Origin of the sequence: Rheinheimera sp. (assembly GCF_030824435.1) — a bacterium.
Taxonomy (GTDB): domain Bacteria; phylum Pseudomonadota; class Gammaproteobacteria; order Enterobacterales; family Alteromonadaceae; genus Pararheinheimera.
Genome location: NZ_JAVBXS010000021.1, coordinates 14,483 through 40,509 on the forward strand (window position 1 = coordinate 14,483; position 26,027 = coordinate 40,509).

The 26,027-nt window shown below is 48.2% G+C and carries 23 protein-coding genes; 8 read left to right on the plus strand and 15 right to left on the minus strand.

Features of this window, described 5'->3' with window-relative positions:
* Nucleotides 1-165 precede the first annotated feature (165 nt).
* Both RCH83_RS04845 and RCH83_RS04850 read right to left on the minus strand, forming a co-directional pair.
* Nucleotides 166-861 carry a pirin family protein gene (locus RCH83_RS04845; RefSeq protein WP_306519598.1) on the minus strand — a complete coding sequence of 232 codons (696 nt, stop codon included), beginning with the start codon at nt 859-861 and terminating at the stop codon, nt 166-168.
* 164 nt (nt 862-1,025) lie between these two features.
* Nucleotides 1,026-1,472 (minus strand): DoxX family protein, encoded by a 447-nt coding sequence (locus RCH83_RS04850; RefSeq protein ID WP_306519600.1) that lies wholly within the window; start codon nt 1,470-1,472, stop codon nt 1,026-1,028.
* 652 nt (nt 1,473-2,124) lie between these two features.
* Here RCH83_RS04850 and RCH83_RS04855 point away from each other — a divergent pair.
* Entirely contained in the window at nt 2,125-2,943 is an 819-nt protein-coding gene (locus RCH83_RS04855; protein WP_306519602.1) for an ABC transporter substrate-binding protein, read from the plus strand.
* Between the two features lie 161 nt (nt 2,944-3,104).
* On the opposite strand, the gene RCH83_RS04860 is transcribed toward RCH83_RS04855, so the two are convergent.
* Nucleotides 3,105-3,581: a winged helix-turn-helix transcriptional regulator gene (locus RCH83_RS04860; protein WP_306519604.1), complete on the minus strand. Its 477-nt coding sequence runs from the start codon at nt 3,579-3,581 to the stop codon at nt 3,105-3,107.
* 132 nt (nt 3,582-3,713) lie between these two features.
* Here RCH83_RS04860 and putA point away from each other — a divergent pair, with 132 nt between their 5' ends.
* Both putA and RCH83_RS04870 read left to right on the plus strand, forming a co-directional pair.
* On the plus strand, nt 3,714-7,508 hold the full coding sequence (putA, locus tag RCH83_RS04865; RefSeq protein ID WP_306519606.1) for a bifunctional proline dehydrogenase/L-glutamate gamma-semialdehyde dehydrogenase PutA: 3,795 nt from the start codon (nt 3,714-3,716) through the stop codon (nt 7,506-7,508).
* Nucleotides 7,509-7,785: 277 nt separating this feature from the next.
* Entirely contained in the window at nt 7,786-8,892 is a 1,107-nt protein-coding gene (locus tag RCH83_RS04870) for an HD-GYP domain-containing protein (protein ID WP_306519608.1), read from the plus strand.
* 78 nt (nt 8,893-8,970) lie between these two features.
* On the opposite strand, the gene RCH83_RS04875 is transcribed toward RCH83_RS04870, so the two are convergent.
* Together RCH83_RS04875 and RCH83_RS04880 are read right to left on the minus strand one after the other, a co-directional pair.
* Nucleotides 8,971-9,876: a general secretion pathway protein GspB gene (locus RCH83_RS04875; protein ID WP_306519610.1), complete on the minus strand. Its 906-nt coding sequence runs from the start codon at nt 9,874-9,876 to the stop codon at nt 8,971-8,973.
* Between the two features lie 3 nt (nt 9,877-9,879).
* On the minus strand, nt 9,880-10,836 hold the full coding sequence (locus tag RCH83_RS04880; RefSeq protein WP_306519612.1) for an ExeA family protein: 957 nt from the start codon (nt 10,834-10,836) through the stop codon (nt 9,880-9,882).
* Between the two features lie 78 nt (nt 10,837-10,914).
* Here RCH83_RS04880 and RCH83_RS04885 point away from each other — a divergent pair, with 78 nt between their 5' ends.
* Nucleotides 10,915-12,177 (plus strand): multifunctional CCA addition/repair protein, encoded by a 1,263-nt coding sequence (locus RCH83_RS04885; RefSeq protein ID WP_306519614.1) that lies wholly within the window; start codon nt 10,915-10,917, stop codon nt 12,175-12,177.
* A gap of 96 nt (nt 12,178-12,273) precedes the next feature.
* Here RCH83_RS04885 and RCH83_RS04890 read toward each other — a convergent pair whose 3' ends face one another.
* From RCH83_RS04890 to folB, 4 genes are all read right to left on the minus strand, one after another.
* Nucleotides 12,274-15,360, minus strand: coding sequence for an efflux RND transporter permease subunit (locus RCH83_RS04890; protein ID WP_306519616.1), 3,087 nt, complete (start codon nt 15,358-15,360; stop codon nt 12,274-12,276).
* Between the two features lie 42 nt (nt 15,361-15,402).
* Entirely contained in the window at nt 15,403-16,527 is a 1,125-nt protein-coding gene (locus RCH83_RS04895; RefSeq protein WP_306519618.1) for an efflux RND transporter periplasmic adaptor subunit, read from the minus strand.
* Nucleotides 16,528-16,744: 217 nt separating this feature from the next.
* On the minus strand, nt 16,745-17,227 hold the full coding sequence (gene folK / locus RCH83_RS04900; RefSeq protein WP_306519620.1) for a 2-amino-4-hydroxy-6-hydroxymethyldihydropteridine diphosphokinase: 483 nt from the start codon (nt 17,225-17,227) through the stop codon (nt 16,745-16,747).
* A complete protein-coding gene (gene folB / locus RCH83_RS04905) occupies nt 17,227-17,580 on the minus strand; it encodes a dihydroneopterin aldolase (protein WP_306519622.1) in 354 nt (117 codons plus the stop codon). Before folB ends, folK begins: the two co-directional genes overlap by 1 nt.
* A 141-nt stretch (nt 17,581-17,721) precedes the next feature.
* Between folB and plsY the strand changes: the two genes are divergently transcribed.
* The gene (gene plsY / locus RCH83_RS04910) at nt 17,722-18,327 is read left to right on the plus strand and encodes a glycerol-3-phosphate 1-O-acyltransferase PlsY (protein WP_306519624.1); all 606 of its coding nucleotides are present in this window, start codon (nt 17,722-17,724) and stop codon (nt 18,325-18,327) included.
* 123 nt (nt 18,328-18,450) lie between these two features.
* Here the strand turns inward: plsY and trpS are convergent, their stop codons facing one another.
* A complete protein-coding gene (gene trpS, locus RCH83_RS04915) occupies nt 18,451-19,458 on the minus strand; it encodes a tryptophan--tRNA ligase (RefSeq protein ID WP_306519626.1) in 1,008 nt (335 codons plus the stop codon).
* 89 nt (nt 19,459-19,547) lie between these two features.
* Nucleotides 19,548-20,222 carry a ribulose-phosphate 3-epimerase gene (gene rpe, locus RCH83_RS04920; protein ID WP_373689742.1) on the minus strand — a complete coding sequence of 225 codons (675 nt, stop codon included), beginning with the start codon at nt 20,220-20,222 and terminating at the stop codon, nt 19,548-19,550.
* A 240-nt stretch (nt 20,223-20,462) separates the two neighbouring features.
* Between rpe and RCH83_RS04925 the strand changes: the two genes are divergently transcribed.
* The 3 genes from RCH83_RS04925 to RCH83_RS04935 all read left to right on the plus strand — a co-directional run bounded on the left by RCH83_RS04925 (nt 20,463) and on the right by RCH83_RS04935 (nt 21,814).
* Nucleotides 20,463-21,212 carry a TorF family putative porin gene (locus RCH83_RS04925; protein WP_306519628.1) on the plus strand — a complete coding sequence of 250 codons (750 nt, stop codon included), beginning with the start codon at nt 20,463-20,465 and terminating at the stop codon, nt 21,210-21,212.
* Between the two features lie 138 nt (nt 21,213-21,350).
* Nucleotides 21,351-21,626: a hypothetical protein gene (locus RCH83_RS04930; protein ID WP_306519630.1), complete on the plus strand. Its 276-nt coding sequence runs from the start codon at nt 21,351-21,353 to the stop codon at nt 21,624-21,626.
* Complete coding sequence (locus tag RCH83_RS04935; protein WP_306519632.1) at nt 21,623-21,814, plus strand: DUF2970 domain-containing protein; 192 nt, start codon at nt 21,623-21,625, stop codon at nt 21,812-21,814. The genes RCH83_RS04930 and RCH83_RS04935 overlap by 4 nt, the downstream gene beginning before the upstream one ends.
* 34 nt (nt 21,815-21,848) lie before the next feature.
* On the opposite strand, the gene RCH83_RS04940 is transcribed toward RCH83_RS04935, so the two are convergent.
* From RCH83_RS04940 to aroK, 4 genes are read right to left on the minus strand one after another with little or no spacing between them, the layout of a single operon-like run.
* Entirely contained in the window at nt 21,849-22,679 is an 831-nt protein-coding gene (locus tag RCH83_RS04940) for a Dam family site-specific DNA-(adenine-N6)-methyltransferase (protein ID WP_373689743.1), read from the minus strand.
* 30 nt (nt 22,680-22,709) lie between these two features.
* The gene (locus tag RCH83_RS04945; protein ID WP_306519636.1) at nt 22,710-24,293 is read right to left on the minus strand and encodes an SPOR domain-containing protein; all 1,584 of its coding nucleotides are present in this window, start codon (nt 24,291-24,293) and stop codon (nt 22,710-22,712) included.
* Nucleotides 24,294-25,373, minus strand: coding sequence for a 3-dehydroquinate synthase (gene aroB, locus RCH83_RS04950; protein WP_306519638.1), 1,080 nt, complete (start codon nt 25,371-25,373; stop codon nt 24,294-24,296).
* A gap of 24 nt (nt 25,374-25,397) precedes the next feature.
* A complete protein-coding gene (gene aroK, locus RCH83_RS04955) occupies nt 25,398-25,916 on the minus strand; it encodes a shikimate kinase AroK (protein WP_306519640.1) in 519 nt (172 codons plus the stop codon).
* Between the last annotated feature and the right edge of the window lie 111 nt (nt 25,917-26,027).

The window sequence follows — 26,027 nt, forward strand, 5'->3', positions numbered from 1 at the left end:
CTGCTTTTCCTCTACTGCTGGTTATATATTTGATTGTATTGCGTTTAATATAAATGCAACAATCTGGATTTTCCCAAGAAGTGCATAAAAACCGCCTTGCTGATAAAAAGTGCTTTTGCTCTTTCGCCAAAGCGGCCAGACAACACAGTCTGGCAAAGCGCCACATCAGGCCGGCAAATCGAACCACAAAGCCCGCACATGATCAGCCCCTGCTTTGACAACAAGTTGGTTTAGTTGCAGCAACTTCATACCATCACCAGGCAACAAAACCTGGTCTGCCAGCTGCAGCTCACCGTCAATCAGATGCAGGTAATAAGCCCGGCCCGGCACCACAGGCAAACTGAACTGTTGCTGTGGCAATAAAATCAGTTGTGACAGGCTGGCATTTTGTTTCATTTGCAAAGTGCCGTCGCGCCCATCCGGTGTGATCACTGTGGTTAAACCCACAGCTTCACCAAAGTCTTTTTGCTGATAACCAGGTTCACCGTCAAGTACATTTGGCTGGATCCAAATCTGCAAAAACTGCAGTTTATCGCTGTTGCTGGCATTAAATTCACTATGGGAGATACCACGGCCAGCACTCATCAGCTGAAACTCACCGGCCGGCAAGGTTTTTTCATTATCCGCCGAGTCTTTGTGCGCTATGGTGCCACTGAGCACATAACTGATAATTTCCATATTTTTATGGCTGTGGGTTTGAAAACCAGCCCCAGGCGCCACTTCGTCATCGTTAATCACCCGAAGGGCAGAAAAGCCCATTTGTTGTGGGTTGTAATAATTGCCAAAAGAAAAAGTATGTTTACTCTTTAACCAGCCAAAATGGGCAGCACCCCGTTCATTGGCACGAATAATTTCAAACATGGTTTTACTCCTCTGCCCGGTCGGGCGAGCTGATAACAGCGACCTCTGCACACCCAGGGCGCCAACTAACATGTCAATATCAGGCATGGTCACCACAACTGCATCAGCGACCTAAACAAACCGGTGCCTCAGCACCGGTTGTCACCACCTTGCAAACCGCAGTGTTATTTCAGTTTACTGGCCAAAAACTCATCGACAGACGCTTTGCCTGCACCGCTGAACATCAAAGATGCACTGGCTGCCAGCAGCGCCAAACCAAACTCATAACCGTTGTTGCTCATAAAAAGGCCATTGCTAAAGTGCACACTAAAAATGGCCACCAACATGGCGATACTGAGTGCAAAAGCTGCAGGGCGGGTGAGCAAACCAAGGATCAATGCCAGACCACCAAAAAATTCAGCAGCACCAGCCAAAAACGCCATCAGTACACCAGGCGCCAGACCAATACTTTCCATCCAGCCGCCAGTACCTTCCAGGCCATAACCGCCAAACCAGCCAAACAGCTTCTGCGCACCATGGGCGACAAAAATAATGCCCACCGGCACCCGCAACAGTAATGCACCATAACCAGCATCAGTTGTTAATAAGTTTTTCAGCATTGAATTGTTCATGGGTTCCACCTTATAAAATTCGTTAAAAATGACTGCGTTATTTGGTTTCGACAGTCATCGTTCTGTCGATGGTGTAACTATAGATGGGTTATTTAATTTAATAAATTGGATTAAATTTGATATTAGGTTCTAAAATTTAGAATTTATAGCCAAGTGTTTGCTAAGGTAGCAGCTTCGGTGCGCTGTGGTTGGCGTTATGTCTGGGCTATGGTGCCTAAGCTGGGTTTATTGCTGGCAGATAGTTAAGCCGGATTTACTGCAGGTTATTGGTTTCATTGATGCTTGCGGCATCAGATAGCACCAGTGGTAAGGCGTTATAAATTCAACCAGATCAACGAAGCTTTAGCCGGCTAAAAAGTGGTCAGGCCCATGACCATATTGGGCAGGAAGACTGATATTGCTGGTGCTGCGGCCTTTGTGTTAATTGCGCTGCAGCGCTCAGCTCTTTTTCTTGCTGGCTGCAGCACCGCTGTTTGGTCCAGCCTACGCTGTTGTTGTATCCCCACAAGGCGGCCCCCTTTTGTTATTCAAAACGCGGTGATCTTATTGCACCCAAAAACGGCCCAGATGTCTTACCAGTGTTTTTGCCCTGTCCAGTTCCATTTTTAGATACTAAACTGCACTTACCCCCCTAAGCAGAAGGATTTGCTTTATGTGCCACCTTGCCTTGCCGTTATTTTGCAGTGTTGTGCTGTTATTTGTTCAGCTTCCGCACTTTGTACTGGCCGCCGATCTTGCTAAAACCACAACAGCACATCAGATCATTACCGTGGTAGAGCCGCCTTCCAGTTATCTGGACAGTCATGGCCGGCTCACGGGTTATGCCACAGATATAGTGCGTGCTTTACAAAAAATCAGCGGTGATCGCAGCCATATTCAGCTGATGCCGGAATCCAGAGCGTTATTAACGGCATCCCGCCAGTCCAATGTGTTGTTGTATGGTTTTTCCCGCACCTTAGAGCGGGAAAATAACTATCACTGGATCATGCCGCTGGCGCGTAAAAAATGGGTGTTGTATATGCGCAGTGATGATCCACAACAACTGCAACACCTGAATGACGCCAGAGCACTGGAAAGTATTGGTGTGGTGCGTGGTGATGTGCGGGAAGAATGGCTGATGGCGCAGGGTTTTACCAATTTACAAAGTTCATCCAGCCATGCCCAGAATCTGGCAAGGCTTGGCAGTCGCAGGTTAAATGCCATTGCTTTTGAACCTCAGGGCATGCAATACCTGCTACGCGAAGCCGGGGTATCACCTGCTGAATACCGTGCAGCGCTGCATTTTTTTGAAACTGAAGTCTGGTTATTAATGTCGCGGCAAAGCCCTGCCAGCGAAGTCGCACGCTGGCAACAGGCAGCACAGCAGCTACAACAAAGTGGTGAACTGGCCGCCATCAGCAAAAGATGGCAACAAAGATTGGCGCTGGAACAAATTCACAGCAGTATTGAAGGGCAATTATTAAGTTTTTAGCCCACTGTTCAAAACTTTAACAGCAAAACGCCTGAGGCCGGTATAAGCGCCATGCCTCAGGTCCCCAAAACAACCAAGCTGCTGCAGCTTTGCGCTCACAAGCATCAACACCAGCCAGCACTGCTCGCCAGGCACCCAGCTGCAGTACAAAATTGCAAAAACTACAACGGCAAACCCGAGTCCTGTTTTACCTTCTCAATCACCACATAAGTGTGGGTTTGCAACACACCAGGCAAATCGACAATACGGCCAAGCACAGCGCGGTAAGCTTCCATGCTGGACAGGCGTAGTTTCAGCAGATAATCAAAACCGCCGGCCACCATATGACATTCGGCCACTTCGGCAATATTTACCACAGCGTCGCGAAACTGATCAAACACAGCGCCCGTGGTTCTGTCTAAAGTCACCTGAATAAAAGCCGCTGTGCCCATGCCGAGTTTGGATGCTGATAACTTAGCGCCGTAGCCTTCAATAAAACCTTCTTGTTCCAGCTTGCGCACCCTGTCAATACAAGGGCTTGGGCTTAAATTCACTCTTTTGGCCAGTTCCACGTTGGAAATACGACCGTCTTTTTGCAGAGTGTCTAAAATTGTGCGGTCTATCCTGTCGAGTGTTCTGGCTTTATCACTTTGGCTCATAACCGTATTTTTTCTGGTTAGTTTATAGTTAAACAGAATTATATAGGGTTATAGCTGGAATTAAACCACCAAATACGGCTGTGTTTTCACTAGAATGCAGCATTTATTTTTGTATCAACCGGGATCATTATTATGTTATTTAACGGCGATCTGACCGCAACCAACCCGCTGCGTCAAACTCTGCGCAACTTTTACCGCGCTGACGAAGAAAAAGTACTGGATTTATTATTACCGCTGGCCGATATCGGCGTGCAGGCCCGTTCCCGCGCCTGGGAAAAAGCCCGCCAGCTGGTGGTGAATATCCGTAAAGCGCAGGTCGGTAAAGGTGGCGTGGATGCGCTGTTAAATGAATTTTCGTTATCAACCGAAGAAGGTCTGGTGCTGATGTGTTTAGCCGAAGCGTTGCTTCGCGTGCCGGACAGCCACACTGCCGATCGCCTTATTCGTGACAAACTGGCCCAAGGCGACTGGAGCTCACATTTAGGCAACAGCGAGTCGTTGTTTGTCAACGCCTCAGCCTGGGGTTTGTTATTGACCGGCAAGCTGGTGAATTACAGCGACGACCAGAAAAAAAGCCAGTTTGGTTTACTGAAACGTACCTGTGGCCGCTTAGGCGAGCCTGTTATTCGCCAGGCGGTGCGTTATGCCATGCAAATTATGGGCACCCAGTTTGTGATGGGCACCACCATCGACAAAGCGGTTGAGCGTGCTGTTGAGCTGGAAAACAAAGGTTTTACTTATTCGTACGACATGCTGGGTGAAGGCGCCCGCACTATGGCCGACGCCGAACGTTATTTCCAAAGCTACATGATGGCCATTAACGTGATTGGTAAAGCAGCACAAAACCGCGGTCCTTTTAAGAGCCCTGGTATTTCAGTAAAACTTTCGGCTATTCACCCTCGTTATGAATTTTCACACCGCGACCGTGTGATGAACGAACTCGTGCCAAAACTGAAAGAGTTAGCTTTGGCTGCCAAAGGCTACAACATCAGCTTTACTGTCGACGCTGAAGAAGCTGACCGCTTAGATTTATCGATGGATATTATTGAAGCCGTGTTCTCAGATCCGGATTTAGCCGGTTGGGAAGGTTTTGGTCTGGCCATTCAGGCATATTCCAAACGTTGTATTCATTTAGTCGAATGGCTGCGTGAACTGACGGTCAAAGTTGGCCGCAAGCTGATGGTGCGTCTGGTCAAAGGCGCTTATTGGGACACTGAAGTAAAAATCAGCCAGACCGAAGGCCATGACGACTTCCCGGTATTTAGCCGCAAACCTTCTACCGACGTGTCTTATCAGGCCTGTGCCCGCAAGTTATTGGAATACCGCGACAGCATTTACCCAATGTTCGCCACCCACAATGCTTATAGCGTGGCCACCATTTTAGAAATGGCGCCGGACCGCACTGGTTATGAATTCCAGCGTCTGCACGGTATGGGTGATGCACTGTACGACCAGGTGGTAGCCGATGATAAAGTGCCATGCCGTATTTACGCACCAGTGGGTGAACACTCAGATTTATTGGCTTATTTAGTGCGCCGCCTGCTGGAAAACGGCGCCAACAGCTCGTTTGTAAACAATATTGTGGATGAAAATATTCCGGTGGAATCTTTACTCAAAGATCCGGTGGAAACAGTCCGTGGCTGGAAACAAAAACGTAATACCCAAATTCCGTTGTCGATAAACCTGTATGGCTCTGAGCGTAAAAACTCCAAAGGTATTGATTTAACAGAAATTGATGCGTTAAACCCACTCAGAACAAACCTGAATAACTGGCTGGCCAAAGCAACAGCGCAACCTGCCATTGAAGGTGCCAAAGCGGTGCGTAACCCGGCCAACCATGCCGAAATCATTGGTTACCATCAGCACGCCACACCAGAGCAAATGAAAGCACTGGTGGATAGTGCAGAAGCAGCTTTCCCATCATGGACAGCAACACCGGTAACAGCACGTGCTGATAGCCTGCGTAAACTGGCTGATGCGCTGGAAGCCAACCGCGACGAGCTGATTGCGATTTGTGTGAAAGAAGCTGGTAAAACCGTGGGCGACAGCGTAGCCGAAGTGCGTGAAGCTGTTGATTTTTGCCGTTATTACGCCGCCCGTGCTGAAGAAATGTTCGGCGCTTCTCAACAAACAGGGCCGCAACAAAGCCGTGGTGTAGTGCTTTGTATCAGCCCATGGAACTTCCCACTGGCGATTTTCTTAGGTCAGGTGTCGGCTGCTGTAGTTGCTGGTAACACAGTAGTTGCAAAACCTGCTGAACAAACCAGTTTAATTGCAGTGCGTGCTATTGAGCTGTGGCGTGAAGCCGGCCTGCCACAAGGTGTGGTCGAGCTGGTGATTGCCCCTGGCCGCGCTGTGGGTGAGCATGTAGTACCGGATTTACGTATTCAGGCAGTGATGTTCACAGGTTCAACCGAAACCGGTAGCTGGATTGCCCGTAAGCTGGCCGAACGTGGTGGTGAGCCGGTGCCGCTGATTGCCGAAACCGGTGGTCAGAACTGTATGATTGTTGACTCTACCGCCCTGCCGGAACAAGTGGTGGACGATGTGGTGTCTTCAGGTTTCCAGAGCGCCGGTCAGCGCTGCTCTGCACTTCGGGTGTTGTTCCTGCAAGAAGATGTCGCCGACAAAATTATTCATATGATTAAAGGTGCGATGCAGGAGCTGCATGTGGGCGACCCGGCGTTTTTAAGCACAGACGTTGGCCCTGTCATTGACCAAAAAGCCTTAACCGGCCTGAATAACCATGTGCAATACCTGGAAGGCAAAGCAACCTTGCATTACGCCTGCAAAGCACCAACGGGCGAAGGCCACTTTTTCTTTGCTCCCCGTTTGTATGAGATCAAAAACTTAAGCTTATTAGAGCGTGAAGTATTTGGTCCTGTGGTGCATATCATCCGCTTTAAAGCCGATGAACTGGATAACGTGATTGCGCAAATTAATGCCACAGGTTACGGCCTGACCATGGGTGTCCATAGCCGTATTGCTGAAGTCACAGCTCAGGTCGCGCGTGAAGTGAAAGCCGGTAACATCTACATCAACCGCAATATGATTGGTGCAGTAGTTGGTGTGCAGCCATTTGGTGGTTGTGGTTTGTCAGGCACAGGCCCTAAAGCCGGTGGCCCTTTCTACTTAACCCGTCTGGTGAAAGACAACCTGAATGTCACTGAAGCGCCACTGGCCGACAGCAAACGTCAGGCATTATTGGCCGCCAGCAGCAACGACTCCGCGCTTCACAGCACACTACAACAAGCGAAAAAAGCACAACCGGCCTGGGCAGCACTGAATATTAATAGCCGCAGCTCGGTGATCCGTCAGTTCCTGGCGCAACTGGCATCAAGCTCTGTTGTGGTGAAACAAGAGCAGGATTTAGAACAGGTGATTCAGTCGGCCCGTCATTTACTGAATGACATCGAAAAACAGCTGGCCGCGCCGCTGACCTTACCTGGCCCTACAGGTGAATCGAACCAATTGTTCCTGGAAGCCCGGGGTGTAGTAGCTGCAGTGCGTGATGAAACAGCATGCTTTAAATACTGGATGCTCAGCCTGATGACGGCGCTGGCAACCGGTAACGCTGTGGTGGTAGCTGTTGAAGAGCAGTTTGTTGCTGAAGCCGATGCTTGCCGTAAAGTACTGTTAAACGCTGGTCTTGCACCAACGCTGTTTAATGTGGTGAAGCTGTCGCAATTAAAGGCGCTTATCAGCAACAACATTATCGCTGCTGCTATTGTGGAAGCTGGCAGTGCGGTGAAGGCACTGACCGGCGAGCTGATTGCCGCCCGCGACGGTGCTATTTCGCCGCTGATTACCACACCGGCCGACGAGCGTTTAGTGCACCGTTTAATCACCGAAAAAACTGTCACTGTAAACACCACGGCAGCAGGCGGTAACGCATCATTAATGACAATGAGCGATAACGCTGGTTAATCAACACTGGCGATAGCCCGCTTAGCAAGGTCAAAAAGCCCGAAGGTGAACTTCGGGCTTTTTATATATACAGGGACCTATGGTACACCGGCAATGCAGGAGCAATTGCCGGTGATATACAGGTAGCCAGGGTTCAACGGCAATGCAGCAGCAATTGCAGAAGGCAACAGCCTGTGTCGGGAATTTTTTCAGCCCGCGCCCTTCGGGCCATTGCATTTAACGCTGAAGCAGCCTATGTTCAGCAAAATTCTTCTTTTTATTCAAGGACAGCGGCGTCATGGCATTGCAGCGAGTCGCCATTGATGAACTTCAGCTTGGCAGTTATGTGGTTGCTGTAACCCGGCAGCGCGGCGACGTTGTGGTCAAAGACGCAGGTTGGGTGCGCACTACTGAAGCTTTGGCTTTGCTGAAACAAAAAGGTGTACTGGAAGTTGAAATTGACCCGGCCAAACAATTGCCCACCGTTGATACTGCGGTAGAGCCAATAGCAGAGGCCAAAACAGCGGCTCCCGCCAAAGCCCCGCGCATCAGTTTTGAACAGGAAATCAGCAAAGCCGAACTGGCCTTTGCTGCCAATGCCCAAAGCCTGCAAGCCAATTTTCCGAAACTGCTAGAGCAAGACGAAGTGGATTTTCACGAATTGTCCAGCGTCAGCAATCGGCTGCTGGAAAGTACCAAACGCAACAGTCAGGCTTTGTTGTTTTTGCAGCAGGTTAGTGCCCAGAATGATGTGTTATTACAACACAGTTTAAGTTGTGCCTGTTTAATGGCTGCTTTTGCCGCCCGGTTAAAACTTCCGGCAGAACAAGCCCAAATTTATACCCTGGCTGCGTTATTACACGACACCGGCGCTTTGCACCTGCAACAACTTTATCCAAACCAGCCTTATGTTGACACAGACGCTGCCAGCTACAGTATTCCGATGTTGCAACAACAACCGGATTGCCCGCCGGAGTTGCTGCAAATGATTGAAGAACATTGTTTGAGTCTGGCGCAACAACAAAGTCTGGGCGGTAAAATGCTGGCTATTGTGAATAGCTACAGCAAAGTCACTGCTGCAGGTAAAAATTCGTTGCAGGCAGCCGCCAGCCTGAAAAAAGCCGAAGGCAAAACGTTGGACACTGAACTTTGTGCCGAATTTTTACAATGTGTTGGTTTATACAGTCCTGGCACTGTGGTGCGGCTGAAATCGGGTAAACTCGGTCTGGTACTGGAAAATCACAGCCAGTATCAGGATAAACCTAAACTAAAACTGTTTTATCACAGTCTGCACCGCCATCATTTGCCGGCCAAACTGCTGGATTTAAGCAAACAAAATGAAGAAGTGATTGAAGCTTGTGCTGATTTAAAAAAATACCAGCTGGAGTTGCAACATTATCTCTGACTGTTGCTAAATCAGGCTTGAGGACACCAGACTTGATACCCCCATGCCTGCTGACGCACCGGGTTGTGCCAGCCCAACTCAGCGCCCCGGCAAACGATACGACCATTCACTCAGCGCTTCCACACTAAATAACTGCCGACCCGTTTGCAGCAACACATACTGTGGCGTAATTTCTTTAATCTGAATATCGGCTGTCACCCACTGCCCTTCCTGCAAGTCTTTGCCATTCACTTTGACCCAACGTTGTTTAGGTTCGCTGGCATAGACATGGGCTTCAAAACGCAAAGGTGGAATTTGCCGTTTTAGCAATTCATCCAGACTGTTGATATCACGTGCCGGCGCAGCGTGGTCTGTCACCGTCTGCCGCCTTGGCGCAGAATCTGTTTCTTCCAGCGCCAGCGCAAATTTGCTTTTTAGCTCATCCGACACTTCACTGGCACTGAGTTCCGGCTGCTGAGCTGGTGTTTCAGCCACTATATCATCCGGGTTGGCTTCGGCCATCTGTGGTTGTGCCTGAAATTCGTCTTCAACCTCAATATCAGCGTTATATTGCGCCGCATCGTTGCGCTCTGCGCCAACCAGAGCAACCTGCTCATCCAGGGTTTGCTGTTGTGCTTTTCGCCCCTGACGCGGCTCTGCCGACACCAGCAATTGTGGTTCTGTGATGCTGTTATCGTTATTGTGTTGAGGATCTGTAGCCCCGGCCTGCGGCTCAGTTGTGACAGGCACTGCCAATAAATCAGTCAGAATTTGGCCGGCACTGGCCGGCTGCACCACAGGTGCCACAGCTGCTGTCGGTGGTTTTTGCAGATATTGCGCCAACAGAAAACCAGCCAGTAAGCCAACCAGCACTAACAACAATAACGCCAGCATTTTCCAGCCCTGTGCATTTTGTGTTGGCTCTGGCTGGGTATAAGCAACAGGCTGCGCCGGCATGGGCTGCTGACCCTGTTGTTGTTTTAACGCTTCCATCAATAACGACATAACTTAACTTCCAGATTTATCCGGGCCCGGACTCGGCACAGAATTCAGACCAAGATCCAGGCCGATGGCAAGCAAAGCGCCAAGGCCGATACAACCGATAAACAGTAACGCCCACAACCACCAGGGCGTGGTTTTGGCTGGCTCAGTTTGACGAATGGCCAGAATTTCACCAGCGGCCTGTTGCACCAGCGCCGCGTCAATTAAGGCTTTTTGCTGACTATAACCGCCAAGCAAAGCGCGGTCACAAATCAGATTGACCAACCGCGGAATACCACCGGATAACATAAACAATTTTTTTAAAGCGCCGTCGGTAAACACCGGTCTGCTACAACCTGCCACCAACAATCTATGCTGCACATAATGTTGTACTTCCATTAAAGTCAGCGGCATTAAGTGGTAACGGGCGGTAATACGCTGCGCCAGCTGGCGTAAATCCTGGCGTTGCAACAACTGCTGTAACTCCGGCTGACCTATTAAAATTACCTGCAACAACTTTTTGGTATTGGTTTCCAGATTGGTTAACAGCCGCAGCTGCTCCAGTACCGCTGGTTGTAAATGCTGCGCTTCATCAATAATTAAAATGGTATTGAGCCCGGCCTCGTGGTTTTTTAGCAACTTGGTGGTAATTTTGTCGGTCAGTGTTTTTAAACTGGCATCGGTTTTTTTATAACGGATTTTTAACTCATCACAAATAGCAGCTAATAATTCCAGCTCTGAAAGTGTTGGGTTCAGAATAAAAGCGACCTGGGTTTTGGCCGGTAATTCCGCCATTAAACAACGTGATACTGTGGTTTTACCCGTGCCTACTTCGCCTGTTAACAATACAAAACCACCGGCATCACCCAGGCCATAACGCAGATGCGCTAAGGCTTCAGTATGACGGGCACCTAAATACATAAATTCTGGGTTGGGCGCTATCGAAAACGGCTGGCTGTTCAGGCCAAAAAATCCGGTGTACATAACATCCTGACTATGAAGTGACGCGACATTTGTTGCTGGCTGGTTATAATGGCAAAAATACCGCAGTCAGGAAAGCATGTGAAGATATATCTTGTGGGTGGCGCTGTGCGCGACCAGTTATTGGGCCTGAGCGTCAAAGACAATGACTATCTGGTGGTAGGTGCCACCCCTGATGAACTTCTGTCGCAAGGATACCAGAGTGTAGGCAAAGACTTTCCGGTATTTTTGCACCCCAAAACCAAACAAGAATATGCACTGGCGCGCACTGAACGCAAACAAGGTCAGGGTTACACCGGTTTTGCCTGTTATTTTGCGCCCGATGTGACGCTGCAGCAGGATTTACAACGCCGTGATTTAACCATTAACGCCATGGCGCGTGACGAAAAAACCGGCGAGTTATTTGACCCTTATGGCGGCCAGACCGACCTTCAGGCCAAAATACTACGTCATGTCTCCCCGGCTTTTGTTGAAGATCCACTGCGGGTGCTCAGAGTCGCACGTTTTTATGCCCGTTTTTATCCGCTTGGTTTTACTGTGGCTGACGACACTAAACAGCTGATGCGTAAATTGGTTCAGCAGGGTGAAATGCAACATTTGACCGCTGAGCGGGTCTGGCAGGAAAGCTCCAGAGCTTTGCTTGAGCAAACACCAGCCGCTTATTTTGAGCTGCTGCATGAAGTGGGTGCTCTTGCCGTGCTGATGCCGGAGCTGGATAAACTCTGGGGTATTCCCAATCCGCCTAAATGGCATCCGGAAGTAGACACTGGTATTCACAGCATGTTGGTGCTGCAGCAGGCCGCGGTTTTATCAGAGCGGCTGGATGTACGTTTTGCCGCGCTTTGCCATGATTTTGGCAAAGGGGCGACTCCAGCTGAACACTGGCCGTCGCATCATGGCCATGAAACGCTGGGCTTGCCGCTAATCACAGCTTTATGTCAGCGGCTACGGGTTCCAAACGACTGTAAAGAGCTGGCGCTGCTTGCCAGCGAATATCATCAGCTTGTTCACAAGGTGCTGGAGCTTCGCCCTGTCACTGTGCAAAAGTTATTTGATGCTATTGATTTATGGCGCAAACCTGAGCGGCTGGAGCTATTGCTGTTGTGTTGTATTGCCGATTTACGTGGTCGCACCGGTTTTGAAGAAGCAATGTACCCTCAGGCGGATTATTTACGCGCCCTGGCAGCAGCAGCCAAAACAGTGGATATCAAAGCGCTGGTGGCGGCCGGTTTTCAGGGCGAAGCCATGCGCAACGCAGTCGCAAAGGCCAGGCTGGATGCCATCAGCCACAGTATGCAGACGCTGAAAGCTGCGGGCGACCATTCACTACCTGAAGCGCAATAAAATTACATTTAAAAACGGTGTACGGGAAAAAAAGCCCAATAAAAAACGGAGCCTGATGGCTCCGTTTTTATTAGGATTGCAACTTAAGTGCTGTTGTTACACCGCATCCGCCTGCAGCTTTTCATCTTTAACATGGTCGGCCTGATGATCTTTGGCCAGCAACACATAAATAGATGGCAATACAAACAGCGTAAAGATAGTACCTATGGTCATGCCCAACACCAACACTATACCAATAGAGTTACGGGCTTCGGCACCTGCACCTTCAGCAAAAATCAGTGGAGTATGGCCGGCTACAGTGGCAATACTGGTCATCAGTACAGGACGTAAGCGCAACACCGAAGCCTGACGCACAGCTTCAATTTTGCTCAGGCCCTCTTCCTGCAGTTTATTGGCAAATTCCACCACCAGAATACCGTTACGGGCAATCAGGCCCACCAAAGTCACTAAACCCACCTGCGAATAGATATTCAGCGTGCTGGTAAAAGCGTCGGTAAAGTGTGGAATAGGCGCCGGGATTTTCAGGAAGGTAAAGACCAGAGCACCAAACATCGCCAGCGGTACTGAACCTGCCAGAATCACCACCGGGTCGCGGAAGCTGTTGTACTGCGCCGCCAATACCAGGAAAATCATCATCAGCGCCGTTAAAAAGGCCGGCAGGAAAGTGTTACCTTCACGTTTTAACTGTCTGGACTCACCGGTGTAATCCACTGTGTAGCTGGAAGGCAGAATTTTGGCTGCTTCGGCTTCAAGGAACTTCAGCGTTTCATCCAGCGGTTTTAACGTAACACCACTGATTTTTACTGCGTTTAGCTGCTGCATACGGTTGATGCTGCGCGGCACTGTGCTGTGCGTCATAGTGGCAATTTGATCAAGCCGGATCATGCTGTTATCCGGACCTGTAATATAAAGTTTGCTCAAGTCGTCCGGAGTTAACCGGCCTGTTCTTTTCACTTGTGGTATTACTTTGTAACTCAGGCCAGCCATATTAAAACGGTTAACATAACCACCGCCCAATAAGGTGCCAAGATCCTGAGTCACAGTGCGCATATCCAAACCTAAGTCGGCCACTTTTTCGCGGTCGATATTCAGTTGATATTCCGGCTGGTCTACTTTCATGTCCAGCATAGGCGGGAAGGCAAACATGCCGCTATTGGTCATCAGCTCCTGCATTTTTAACGCATAATCGTAAATTTCCCGCGAATCTGCCGTCGACGCAATCACAAACTCCACCGGGAACTGGCCGCCGCCAGGCAAGGCTGGTGGGGTGATTGGCATAATACGCACACCGGCAATATTACTGAGTTCCTGCTGTATCGAAGGTAAAATTTCCGCTGTGGTGCGTTCACGCTCACCCCAGGGTTTGACGACCATGCCGCTAAAACCACCGGTTGGGAAAGTGATCTGGAAGGTAAAGTCGGTTTCAGGCACATTCATAAACACCTGATTCACCTGTTTACCATAAAAAGCCGATTGATCTATGGTGGCATTGGCCGATGAATCGACAATACCAAAAATAACGCCCTGATCTTCGGTTGGCGCAAGCTCTTTGGCAGACATGCTGTACAGCGGAATTGTCATGGCGGTAATACCCAGCCAGAACAAATAAACCCCCAAGCGGTTTTGCAACGTCTGGTTTAATTTTCGGCTGTAAAACACACTAAAGCGGTCAAAAGCTTTAGACAAAGGTGCTTTCAGTTCCTTATGAGGTTTTAACATTCTGGACGCCATCATTGGCGACAGCGTAATGGCCACTACAGCGGAAATAGCCACAGCACCCGCCAGGGTAATGGCAAATTCACGGAACAAAGTGCCGGTTAAACCACCTTGTAAACCTATAGGCACGTACACCGACATTAAAGTCACTGTCATCGCAATCACAGGGCCTGCCAGCTCACGGGCTGCCACTATCGCTGCTTTAAAAGGTTTTAAACCTTGCTGAATATGGCGTTCGATGTTTTCCACCATCACTATGGCGTCGTCCACCACCAGACCAACTGACAATACAATTGACAGTAAAGTCAGCAGGTTTAATGAAAATCCGCAGATTTTCATAATAAATAATGCGCCTATTAACGACAGCGGTATCGCAATCACCGGAATCAGCACAGAGCGGCTAAAACCCAAAAACAGGAAAATAACCACAATAATAATGAGCAAGGTTTCGGCCAGGGTTTTAATCACATCATCAATAGCGGCCTGGATATATTTAGTGGCGTCATAAGACACTTCACCACTTAAGCCAGCTGGCAATTCCGCTTTAATGGCTTCCATCTCTGCTGTGACTTTTTTAATCACTTCCAGACTGTTGGCATTAGGTGCAACAAAAACCCCCATAAACACAGCGGTTTGGCCTGAATAGTTCACTTCGACGCTGTAATCGTCAGCACCCAGTACCACGTCGGCAATATCCTGCAGCCGTACTACACCTTCGCTATTCTGACGCACCACCAACTGCCGGAAATCTTCCACATTATTCATGTCGGCATTGGCACTTAAATTCACCTGAGTGTAAGAGCCACGGGTGGTACCTATGGCTGCCTGCACGTTGTTATTGGCTAAGGCAGTACGGACATCAGAAGGTGTAATGTTAAAAGCCGCCATTTTTTCCGGTTTTAACCAGATGCGCATGGCAAAAGTACGGCCACCAAGAATTTCGGCTTTTTGCACCCCAGACACTGCAATTAAACGCGGTTGTACTGAACGGGTTAAAAATTCGGTGATCTGGTTTTGTTCCAGAATGTCCGAGCTGAAACTTAAATAAGCCGACGCAAACTGGCTGTCAGCCGCTTCGATGGCAATAGAAGGTACTTCGGCCTCCGGCGGTAACTCACCACGCACCTGATTCACCTTAGCGGTAATTTCGGTCATGGCTTTAAGCGGGTCGTAGTTTAAATGCAGATGGGCACTGATGGTCGACACACCCATACTGCTTTGTGATTCGACATAATCAATACCACCGGCAGAGGCGATGGCACGCTCTATCGGCGTGGTAATAAAACCGCGCACCAGTTCAGCATTAGCACCCACATACACAGTGGTAATTTTGATCACAGCGATGTCGCTACGCGGATACTGGCGCACCGACAGATTGCTTAACGACTGAAAACCGGCCAATAAGATCAGCAGGCTGACTACTATGGCCAGCACCGGTTTTTTAATAAAAATATCGGTAATATTCATTATTCACCTGAAAAAGTGGCAGAACCCTGGGCAAACGGCGGCTTAACTGTCCGCTGGTGTTGGATCTGTTTTAAATTCCGGGGTTGGCTTGTCGGTAATGACCAGCGCCTGATTATTGAAGAGTTTAAAAGCTCCGGCACTGACCACACTTTCACCTGCTTTAATGCCGTCCAGCACTTCAACAAAATCACCTCTGGACTGACCCAGCCGCACAAACTGTTGTCTGGCTTTCAGGGCTCCGGTTTTTTCATCTTTATCTGCCACAAAAACAGTGTCACCAAAAGGGGCATAAATAACCGCAGTTGAAGGCACAGCCAGTACCTGTAATGGTTCGCTTAAAGTGACAGTGGTAGAAACAGCCATACCAGGCATCAGTTTATTGTCGGCATTATCCAAAGATGACTGCACCATGGCGTTGCGGGTCGTTGGGTTAATTTCGGTGCCAATAGCGGTAATTTTGCCGGCGACCGTAGAACCTTCAGCGTCACCGACGGCAACACTTACATCTAAACCGCGGCTGATTTGTGACAACCAGCCTTGTGGGATTGGAAAATTCACCCGCACTCTGTTGGTGGCCTGCAATGAAACTATGGCAGTACCCACTTGTAAATCTGTGCCCAGGTCGACCTGACGAATCCCCACCCGGCCATCAAAGGGCGCGCGGATTTGTTTTTTCTCCAGGGTGGCGCGTAAGTCGTCTACATCCCCTTTGGCAGACTCCACTTGTTGTACTGCAGTGTCGAGTTCGCTCTGACTGGCAATATTCCGTTTACGCAGTTCGACCAAACGCTGATAACTGGCCTGCGCCAGTTTTAATCTGGCCTGAGCGGCGTCGAGCTGGGCTTTTTCATTGACAGCTTCCTGCTCAACCAGCACTTCGCCTGCCTGCACATAAGCACCACTCTGGAAGGCAATACGCTTAACCTTGCCTGGTACCTGAGCTGAAATAGTAATACCTTCGTCTGCTTCAACAGTGCCTATAGCAGTATAGGTTTGAGGCCAGCTCTGCAACTTTGCCTGATACACACTGACAGACTCCGGTGGAGGTACAAAAGATTCACCACTTTTGATCATGGTAAAAATCTGCTCAGCTTTAATACCGGCAACAATTGCCAATACCAACAGCAGCAGGCCAAACGCAATCAGAATAGATTTAAGTGCTTTCATTGGGGTCGCCAGTTTGCTTATGTCGAAAATTAATTAAATTCAGACAGAGAAATAACAATGATTCTCTTTATACTGCTGTATAAAATACCATGCTTTGCTGGCAAACTCGAGACGAGGCTTTGCCCAATTTCAATGCATATTTGTAACTATTTGTGAGACACCTTAACATCGAAACCTCCTGTTTACGTTGTAGTTGTCCTTTGAATGAACTGCAGGACTAAAATTGAAAGGCGATAGGCCAGATTTTCTGGGCTTTTTGGTACTGCTGCCAAAGCTGTTGATAACTCAGGCAAAGCACCGGGTGAAAAACTGTGGGTGCTATCTCAGCCAGAGGCCAGAGTACAAAGGCGTTTTCGGTAATTTCGCCTCTGGGTAACTCAACCGGCTGCTGGCACACCACAGTGTCGTAGGTTAACAAATCCAAATCCAGGGTGCGACCACAAAATTTTTCACCACCGCGTACCCGGCCATGCCGATCTTCAATGGCTTTAAATACAGCCACACACTCAGCAACGCTGAGTGTGGTGGTCGCGCCAATCACCATATTGTAAAAAGCATCACCTTTAAAACCAACGGCGTCACTTTCATAAACAGACGAAAGCGTAAGTTCACCAAACTGTTGTGTCAGTTCCTGCACAGCCATACGAATATGATGTTCGCGGTTGTGATTAGTGCCAACACTGATATAAATCTGCGCCATTACCAGGCGCCCCTGCTAATCAACACACCAACATTGGCGGCGGAAGGCACAGCACCAGGTTTACAGACCCGCACCCGCACCGCCGGCGTGGCAAAGTCTGACAGTAACATTTGCGCAACTTTTTCAGCAACAGTTTCTATTAGTTCAATAGGTTCAGCACAGACCAAAGCTGTCACTTTTTCACTGATCAGGGCGTAGTCCAGTGTCAGGCGAATATCATCACTGGCGGCTGCCTGGCGGATATCGGTCGCCAGTTCTAAATCCAGTTCCAGTCGTTGAGTGATGGTTTTTTCCCACTCATAGACCCCTATCACTGTGTCGATTTGTAACTGTTTGATAAAAACCATATCCATTATATTGGGTTCCGCATTGCGTTATCTTAGGGTTCAGGTAGGCTGGTCGGATAGGCAAAGCGCAAAAAAGCCGATAATCTGACCGCTTTCGTAAATCCGACGCGATCTTAACGCAAAACCTGGTGTTGAGGAAATCCATTGATGACTTCCGGCATCGGCCTGATGATGATAGCCGCTTATCTGTGTGGCTCAGTTTCATCAGCCGTCATTGTCAGCAAACTATTCAGACTGCCTGATCCACGCCGTCATGGCTCCGGGAATCCGGGTGCCACTAACGTGCTTCGCCTTGGTGGCACTTTACCTGCTGTGCTGGTTTTGGTGTTTGATGTACTCAAAGGCACAATTCCGGTCTGGGGTTCTTATTTTCTTGGTATCGAAGCCTTTTACCTGGGCATGATTGCCATTTGTGCTTGCCTTGGCCATATCTACCCGGTGTTTTTTGGTTTTCAGGGTGGTAAAGCGGTTGCAACAGCTTTTGGCACTATGATGCCAATAGGGCTGGATTTAGCAGGTTTATTGGTTGCCACCTGGATGATTTTGGTTGGTGCTACCGGTTATTCGTCTTTCGCCGCTGTGGTGACTGTTAGTCTGGCCCCCATTTTCACCTGGTTTATCAAACCTTTATATACCATTCCTGTCTTGATGTTGAGCATTCTGATAATCTTCCGTCACCGGCAAAATATAGTGCGGTTGTGGCAAGGCAATGAAGCAAAAGTCTGGGATAAAACCAAAAGGCCCAAAGAATAACGGGTTCTTTTGGTGTTCAGTGATGCGGCATTACTGCAACAAAAATTGGATAAGATAAAACAGCAGTGACTGAACCAATAGAAAAGGAGGCCTAAGCCTCCTTTTTCCTTTTATATCAAAATCTTAAGGTAAAACAAAACCTACAGCTTCATTCACTTTTGCTAAAGTGGCTGCAGCACGCTGACGGGCATTGGCAGCACCTGCACGCATCACCTGATTTAACGTTGTCTGATCTTGTCTGAGTTCAGCAAAACGTTGTTGTACCGGCTCCAGCAGCGCAATAACTGCATCAGCCACGTCGGTTTTTAAATGGCCATACATTTTGCCTTCGTATTCGTTCACCAGGGCCTCAACAGATTTGTTGGTCACACCGGATAAAATACTCAGCAGGTTAGCAACACCAGGTTTGTTGTCGATATCAAAATACACCCGTGGTGGATCTTCAGAATCCGTCATGGCCTTTTTGAATTTTTTGCTGATCATTTTTGGATCTTCCAGCAAACCAACAAAGTTCCACGGATTTTCATCGGACTTTGACATCTTTTTGGTTGGTTCCTGCAGGCTCATTACCCGTGCCGCCACCGGCGGAATATAAGGTTCAGGCACAGTAAACACATCACCATGCAACGCATTAAAACGCATGGCGACATCACGGGCTAATTCCAGATGTTGTTTTTGGTCATGACCAACAGGCACCTGATTGGCCTGATACAACAGAATGTCAGCGGCCATCAGTACCGGATAAGTAAATAAACCTGCGTTAACATTGTTGTTATGACGTTCAGATTTATCTTTAAACTGTGTCATACGGCTGAGTTCACCAAACTGGGTGTAGCAGTTCAGTACCCAGGCCAGTTGGCTGTGCTCAGGCACATGTGATTGCATAAACACAGCAGAACGTGCCGGATCTATGCCACAAGCCAGATAGAGCGCCAGCGAATCCAGTGACGCACTGCGCAGTGCAGCTGGTTCCTGACGCACGGTAATGGCATGTAAATCAACAATACAATACAGGCAGTCATAATCGTCCTGCATTCTGTCCCATTGGCGCAAAGCACCAAGATAGTTGCCAATAGTGAGCTGACCCGAAGGCTGAGCACCGCTTAATACAATAGGCTTGCTTGTTGTCATGAAAAATTCCGTTATTGACGACCCTAATAGCGGATCAGACTAAAAAATTGCCCCGATTATACCTTGACCAGTATGAAATGACAGTCAGCTTAAGCCACGACTTTGGCCAGTTCAGCGCGCATTTGGCCAATCACAGCGGCATAATCCGGCTGACCAAAAATGGCTGAGCCAGCCACAAACATATCAGCGCCTGCCGCCGCAATTTCGGCGATATTGTCGACTTTGACACCACCATCCACTTCAAGCCGGATAGGCAAACCACTTTGATCAATCAATTGCCGTGTTTTACGCAGTTTATCCAGAGTGGCCGGAATAAAACTCTGACCGCCAAAACCAGGGTTCACCGACATCAATAAAATCACATCAACTTTATCCATCACATGTTCCAGATAAGTTAAAGGTGTTGCCGGGTTAAAGACTAAACCAGCCTGACAACCATGCTCACGGATAAGCTGCAGACTGCGATCGATATGTTTTGACGCTTCAGGATGAAAAGTAATAATACTGGCGCCGGCTTTAGCAAACTGCGGAATAATCGCATCCACAGGTTCAACCATTAAATGCACATCAATAGGCGCAGTGATACCGTAACTACGTAAAGCGCTGCACAACATAGGGCCAAATGTCAGATTGGGCACATAATGATTGTCCATCACATCAAAATGCACTACGTCTGCACCGGCACTCAGCACCCGCTCCACATCATCACCCAGCCTGGCCAAGTCAGCCGATAAAATGGAAGGCGCCAGCCAAAAAGGTTGCATCAGACCCGTCTCCGCTCAAAGCAAATAAAATTGGCGCTTAATGTAACCGATTTGTGTTGATAACGCAGCCGCTGACTGCCGATAAAACGCCCAGAAAACAGGCAATTACGCACCAAATCAGCGCAGTCACTGCAATTAAAAAATTAGCAGCTAGACTAGATCATTGAATCGTATAATTATTTTCCTCTGGCATAAAAATGGAATAGTCAGTAGTGATACTTTCAGACAAGGGCAAATAACATGAAAAAAACCGCAGCACCTGTAAAAAACAACATTGCAATTTCACTGATGTCAGCTTTGACGATATTGGCGTTGTCCAGTTTCAGCAGTCATGCTGAACCCACACTCAGCGGCAACTTCAGCCTGACCTCTGACTATTTATTCCGTGGTATCTCGCAAACCAATGAAGGCATGGCGTTACAAGGTGGCCTGACCTTAACCGGTGAGTCCGGATTTTATGTTTCAACCTGGGGCTCAAATATCAGTTTTGGTCAGGGCTCGATGGAACTCGATTTATTAGCCGGCTGGACCGGCAAGTTATCAGAAGACTGGAGTACGGACCTTGGTGTGATGCAATATCGCTACCCCAATGGTGACAACGACACCGACCAATTTAACTTTTATGAAGCTTACGGCAAATTTATTTATAAAGACTTAACTTTAGGTCTGGCCTATTCCAACGACTATTTTGGCACTGACGTCGATACTTATTATTATTATTCAGCAGACTACAACTACAGCTTTATTGATAACCTGACCTTCCAGTTGCATGCCTCATACAACCAGTTTGAAGATAATCAACAATACAGCACCTTTTTAGCAGCCGGCCCTGTTACTGGGGATGGTTATCTGGACTGGAGCATTGGCGCCACCACAACGCTGCTCGGCACCTCTTTGTCGCTAAAATATGCCGACACTGATATCGACAGTTCAGCAGAATGTAATTTATGTGATGGCCGTGTTGTGGCCACCCTGACAAAAACCTTTTAATTATCACGCGTAGCGACCAGCATCCACAAAAGCTGGTCGCTGCAAAGGAACACTGAAGTCTGGCAAAACAAGACTACAGCTTGTTCAATGGCTATTACTGCTGTATTATTCGCCAGTCAACTGATGGATCTGAGACTGATGAAAACACCAAACCTGATTAAAATCACCGGCCTGTTGCTTGGATTGAGCACAGTGGTGTTGTTATTACCCGCACAAAGTGAACAACAAATTGCTTCCTGCAGTAAAACAATATTGTTATCTGAACAAGGCATTGAGCAGGTTCAAATTCAATGTAACCAGACACCACAACCAAGCTGGTCATCCTGGTTTAGCGGTCATAGCCGTTCGACACAATTCCACTTTATTGATTTGCTGGAATTATTAAGCCGCTTCCACCATAAATCAGCACCATGAAACAGCAGCCCGGCCTGAAACAAGTGTTTAAGGCGGTCGCAGGGGCTTTGATTGGGGTTCAATCTGAACAACAACGTCAGCAAGACTTTAACAGTAACAGTCCAATGCCTTATATTCTGGTGGGTATTATTGTCACAGTGCTATTTGTGGTGACTTTGTTGTTGATTGTCAGGGCTGTGTTACCCTGATCTTCGGCTGGTGCTGTTGTGCCGATACCCTTAATCAGCTTTTACCTTTGTTGAACGCCTGATACAAAGCAAAAAGTTCAGCCACCTTGCCTCTGGTACTACCCTTCTGACTGATCGAACGCCCAACCTGAATCGAATGAAGCTCTGCGCCCTGATAAATTTTCCGTGTCCAGCTGGTGTCATGGTTGCTTATCAGCACTGAATGACCCCGTTGTTGTGCCTGCTCAGACAAATTAGCTAAATCTGCCTGATCATCCAGATTAAAACTGTTTTTGGCATAAGAGGTAAAACTGGCAGTTTTGGACAAGGGCACATAAGGCGGGTCGCAATACACCACAGCTTTGGCAGGCAACTGCGCAAACAATTGTTGATAGTCCATACAAACAAAAGTGGCACGTTTTGCTTTTTCAGCAAAAGCTTCCAATTCAGCTTCGGGGAAATATGGTTTTTTGTATTTGCCAAAAGGCACATTAAAAAATCCGGATTGGTTGTACCGGCATAAACCGTTATAACAATGCCGGTTTAAAAACAGAAATAACAAAGAACGCTGATAGGGATCCGCTGTTTGGTTAAACAGTTGCCGCATGGCAAGGAAAACCGATTTTTCATTGTTGCTGTCAGCAAACAACACTTTAGCATCCGTGATCAGCTGCTGTGGTTTCTGCTGCAAAAACTGATACAGATGAATGAGATCGGCATTAATGTCATTCAGCAAATAACGTGAATAATTGGTATTTAAAAATACCGAACCAGCACCAACAAAAGGCTCTACCAGCACATCTGCATCGGGCAAATGGCCAACAATAGCTTCCATCAGATTATATTTGCCGCCCGCCCACTTTAAAAAAGCGCGCTGCTTTTTCACCGGATTTTTATTCAAAGTGAACCTGCCTGCTTATTGAACACTGATTTCACTGTGAATATCGGCCAGAGGTTTTACAAAAGCCTGTTGCAGCGCCTTGGGTAAAGCGGAAATTTGCGCTTTGGCTTCTACCGCGTCGGCAAAAGGTGCCATCACCACAACCAACTGGCGCTGACCATTTTTAATCCGTTGATAGGTATAAGTTTGCAAGCCAGGTTCAGAGGCTAAAAATGACTTTAATGCTGTTTCATTAGAAAACACCACCAGTTGCAATGCCATGCCTGACATCGACAATAACTCCGACTCCTGGAAAGCATAACCACCAGCGCTTGGCTGAGCCGTTGTTTCTGGCTGGGGTTTAAGCTCGGCTTGTGCTTCGGAGGCTAAATCTTCCAAAGGCTCAGTTTCGGCCGCACTGCTGGCTGTATTATTTTGTTGTGTCACTTCGGCAGCCATTTCATCAGCAACGGATAACTCAGCTTCAGCAGCCAGTTGTTGTGGTTGCTCTGCAACAGCATTGCCCTGAGTTAAATCCGGTACTTTGGTGCTTACCTCTTCAGAAGCTGGCTGTGACGCCACAACAGGTTCAGTAACAGTTGCAATCGCGTTGTCCTGAGTCTCAATAACCTTATCTGCACCCTGAGTGCTGTTTGCCGAAGCTGGCTCTGTCTCAACTGCCGGTTCATTATCAACCACAGCGGTTTGACCTTGTTCAGCTGAAGCAAAGTCCACAGGTTTGGCCATACCTTCAGCACTGGACGAAGCAGTTTTACTGCCCACCTGTTCCAGCTCACCCACCAGTTTCTCAACCACAGCTTGATTAGCGCCAGGTACTGCTGCAGGTGTTGTTACGGTCGCAACTTCTTGTTCTTCAGGTAAATAAGTTAATTCACCCAATCCAGCCGGACGGGTTTGTTGTTCGGTCCAGAACCAGAAAAATACCACAGCAGCAATCAGCGCCATGCCCAGAGTAAAGACCAGCAAAGGTTTGGCAAGAGAAGCGGTTTTAATTTCAGTTTTGGGTTGTTGCCGGCGAGCCAGCGAAGGATCCAGCAGAATATGAATATTGCCCGAAGCAGTGTCCATCCGGTCTGCCACTGTCAGGGTATTTAAACCACTGCCTTCCAGCAAAATCTGTGCGTCTTCCAGTCCCAACGCCGGTAACGGCAGATTCAGTTCTGCTCCATCAGCAGCTTGTTCAGTAGCCGCAATGACCAGACAAGGCAAATCAGCCAGTTCAGCCCAAAGTTCTTGTGGTAAATGTTCAGCCTGATCAATCACCAACGCCAACGGCTCGGTCAGCTCTCTGTCACCAACCAGCTGAATCATCGGTTTACCGGCATCTTTACAAACACCAAACCAATGCTCCAGCACGTGCTGGCGCACTCTGGTTGCAGTCAGTTCAGGTTCGGCTTTAATCAAAGCCAGATTAAACTGGCTGGACAACAGATCGGCAATCGCCAGCGTTAATGTGGTTTTGCCAGTACCTGGCCCACCCACCATATGGATAAGCTGATAAGGGTTAAACTCCAGCTGGAATACTAACCGTTCCAGCCATTGCCGCTGTGAAGGCAACAAGCCTTTCATTTGAGTTAACTTTTGCTGTAATTCAGACATTTATCCGGCAAAAACCTGCTGTAATTCTGTTTCTGTGACATCGTCGACGATGATGGCGAGTCCAAGCGTTTTTGGCAAGATAAAGCGCATGCGGCCGTCTTTTACTTTTTTGTCAGTTTTCATATAAGGCATAAAATCAGCGATTTGCATGCCCTTCGGCGGAGCAACCGGTAATGCAAAAGCCTGCAATAAAGCACGAACCCGGATGACGTCATTAGCATGAACCCAGCCGCGTGATGCAGCCAGTTCAAACGCCATCATCATACCCACAGCAACAGCTTCACCATGTAACCATTCACCATAACCTAACCAGGCTTCAATGGCGTGACCAAAGGTATGACCCAGATTTAACAAAGCGCGTTCACCCTGCTCAGTTTCATCACGGCTGACAATATCGGCTTTCATCTGGCAACAATGACTGATCATCTGACTCAGTTGTGGTTCCTGCAGCTCAGCAATGGCAAGCTGATGTTGCTCCAGCCAGACAAAAAACTCTGCATCCCCCAGCAGGCCATATTTAATAACTTCGGCCATACCTGCGGCAAACTCACGCTTTGGCAATGAACTTAATACCTGAGTATCAATTAACACGGCTTGTGGCTGGTTAAAAGCACCAATCATATTTTTGCCAAGTGGATGATTCACGGCGGTTTTTCCACCGACAGAGGAATCGACCTGCGACAATAAAGTGGTTGGAATTTGTAAAAATGCAGTGCCGCGCTGATAACAGGCGGCCACAAAACCTGTTAAATCGCCAATAACACCACCACCCAATGCAACTAACAAGGCATCACGCGGCATGCCGTTTTCCAGCAAAAAGGAGTTTACTTGCTCAAAAGACTGCAGATTTTTATAAGCTTCGCCATCGGGCAATAAAAACTCGATGACTTGCTGCTGGGCAAATAACTGGCGTATGTTCGGAAGATATAAGGCCGCAACAGTTGGATTAGAGATAATCGCGACTTTTTTATAGCGCCAGAGCATAGAAAGCTCCGGCACCGCAAGCGCACTGCTTAACAGCTCAGGCGCAATAACAATCGGGTAACTGCGCTGGCCAAGTTGAACGGCAACTTTTTCCATCGACAGTCCCCTTAGCTGGAAAAATTAAAAACCCAGTTGTTCAACAATCTGATTGGCAACAGAACGGGCGCTTTGTTCGTCAGTCCGGATGGTGAAATCTGCGATTTCTTCATATAACGGATTGCGTTCAGCGGCCAGACGTTCCAGCACATGTTGTGGCGCTTCTTCAGTTTGTAATAACGGGCGGCGTTTATCACGTTGGGTTCTGGCAACCTGTTTCTCAATAGGTGTTTCCAGATAAACCACAATGCCACGTGCCGACAAGCGGTTACGCGTTTCTTTACTCAATACTGAACCACCACCAGTGGCCAGTACTATGCCCTGCAGTTCGGTCAGATCTTCAATGACGTTTTCTTCACGGACCCGGAAGCCTTCTTCGCCTTCCAAATCAAAAACCCAGGCAATGTCAGCACCGGTACGGCGCTCAATTTCCTGATCTGAATCGTAGAAGTCGAGATGCAGCATTTCTGCTAAATGACGGCCAATGGTACTTTTTCCTGCGCCCATAGGGCCAACAAGGAAGATATTGCGTTTCTCTGCCATATGTCGTAATGCTAATCAGCTAACTAAATGAGGGTTGATGTCAGGACCTAAAAGCTCCCACGAAAATTTGAAGCGCTGAATTATGTCAGTTTTGCCGACAGCTTAGCAAGC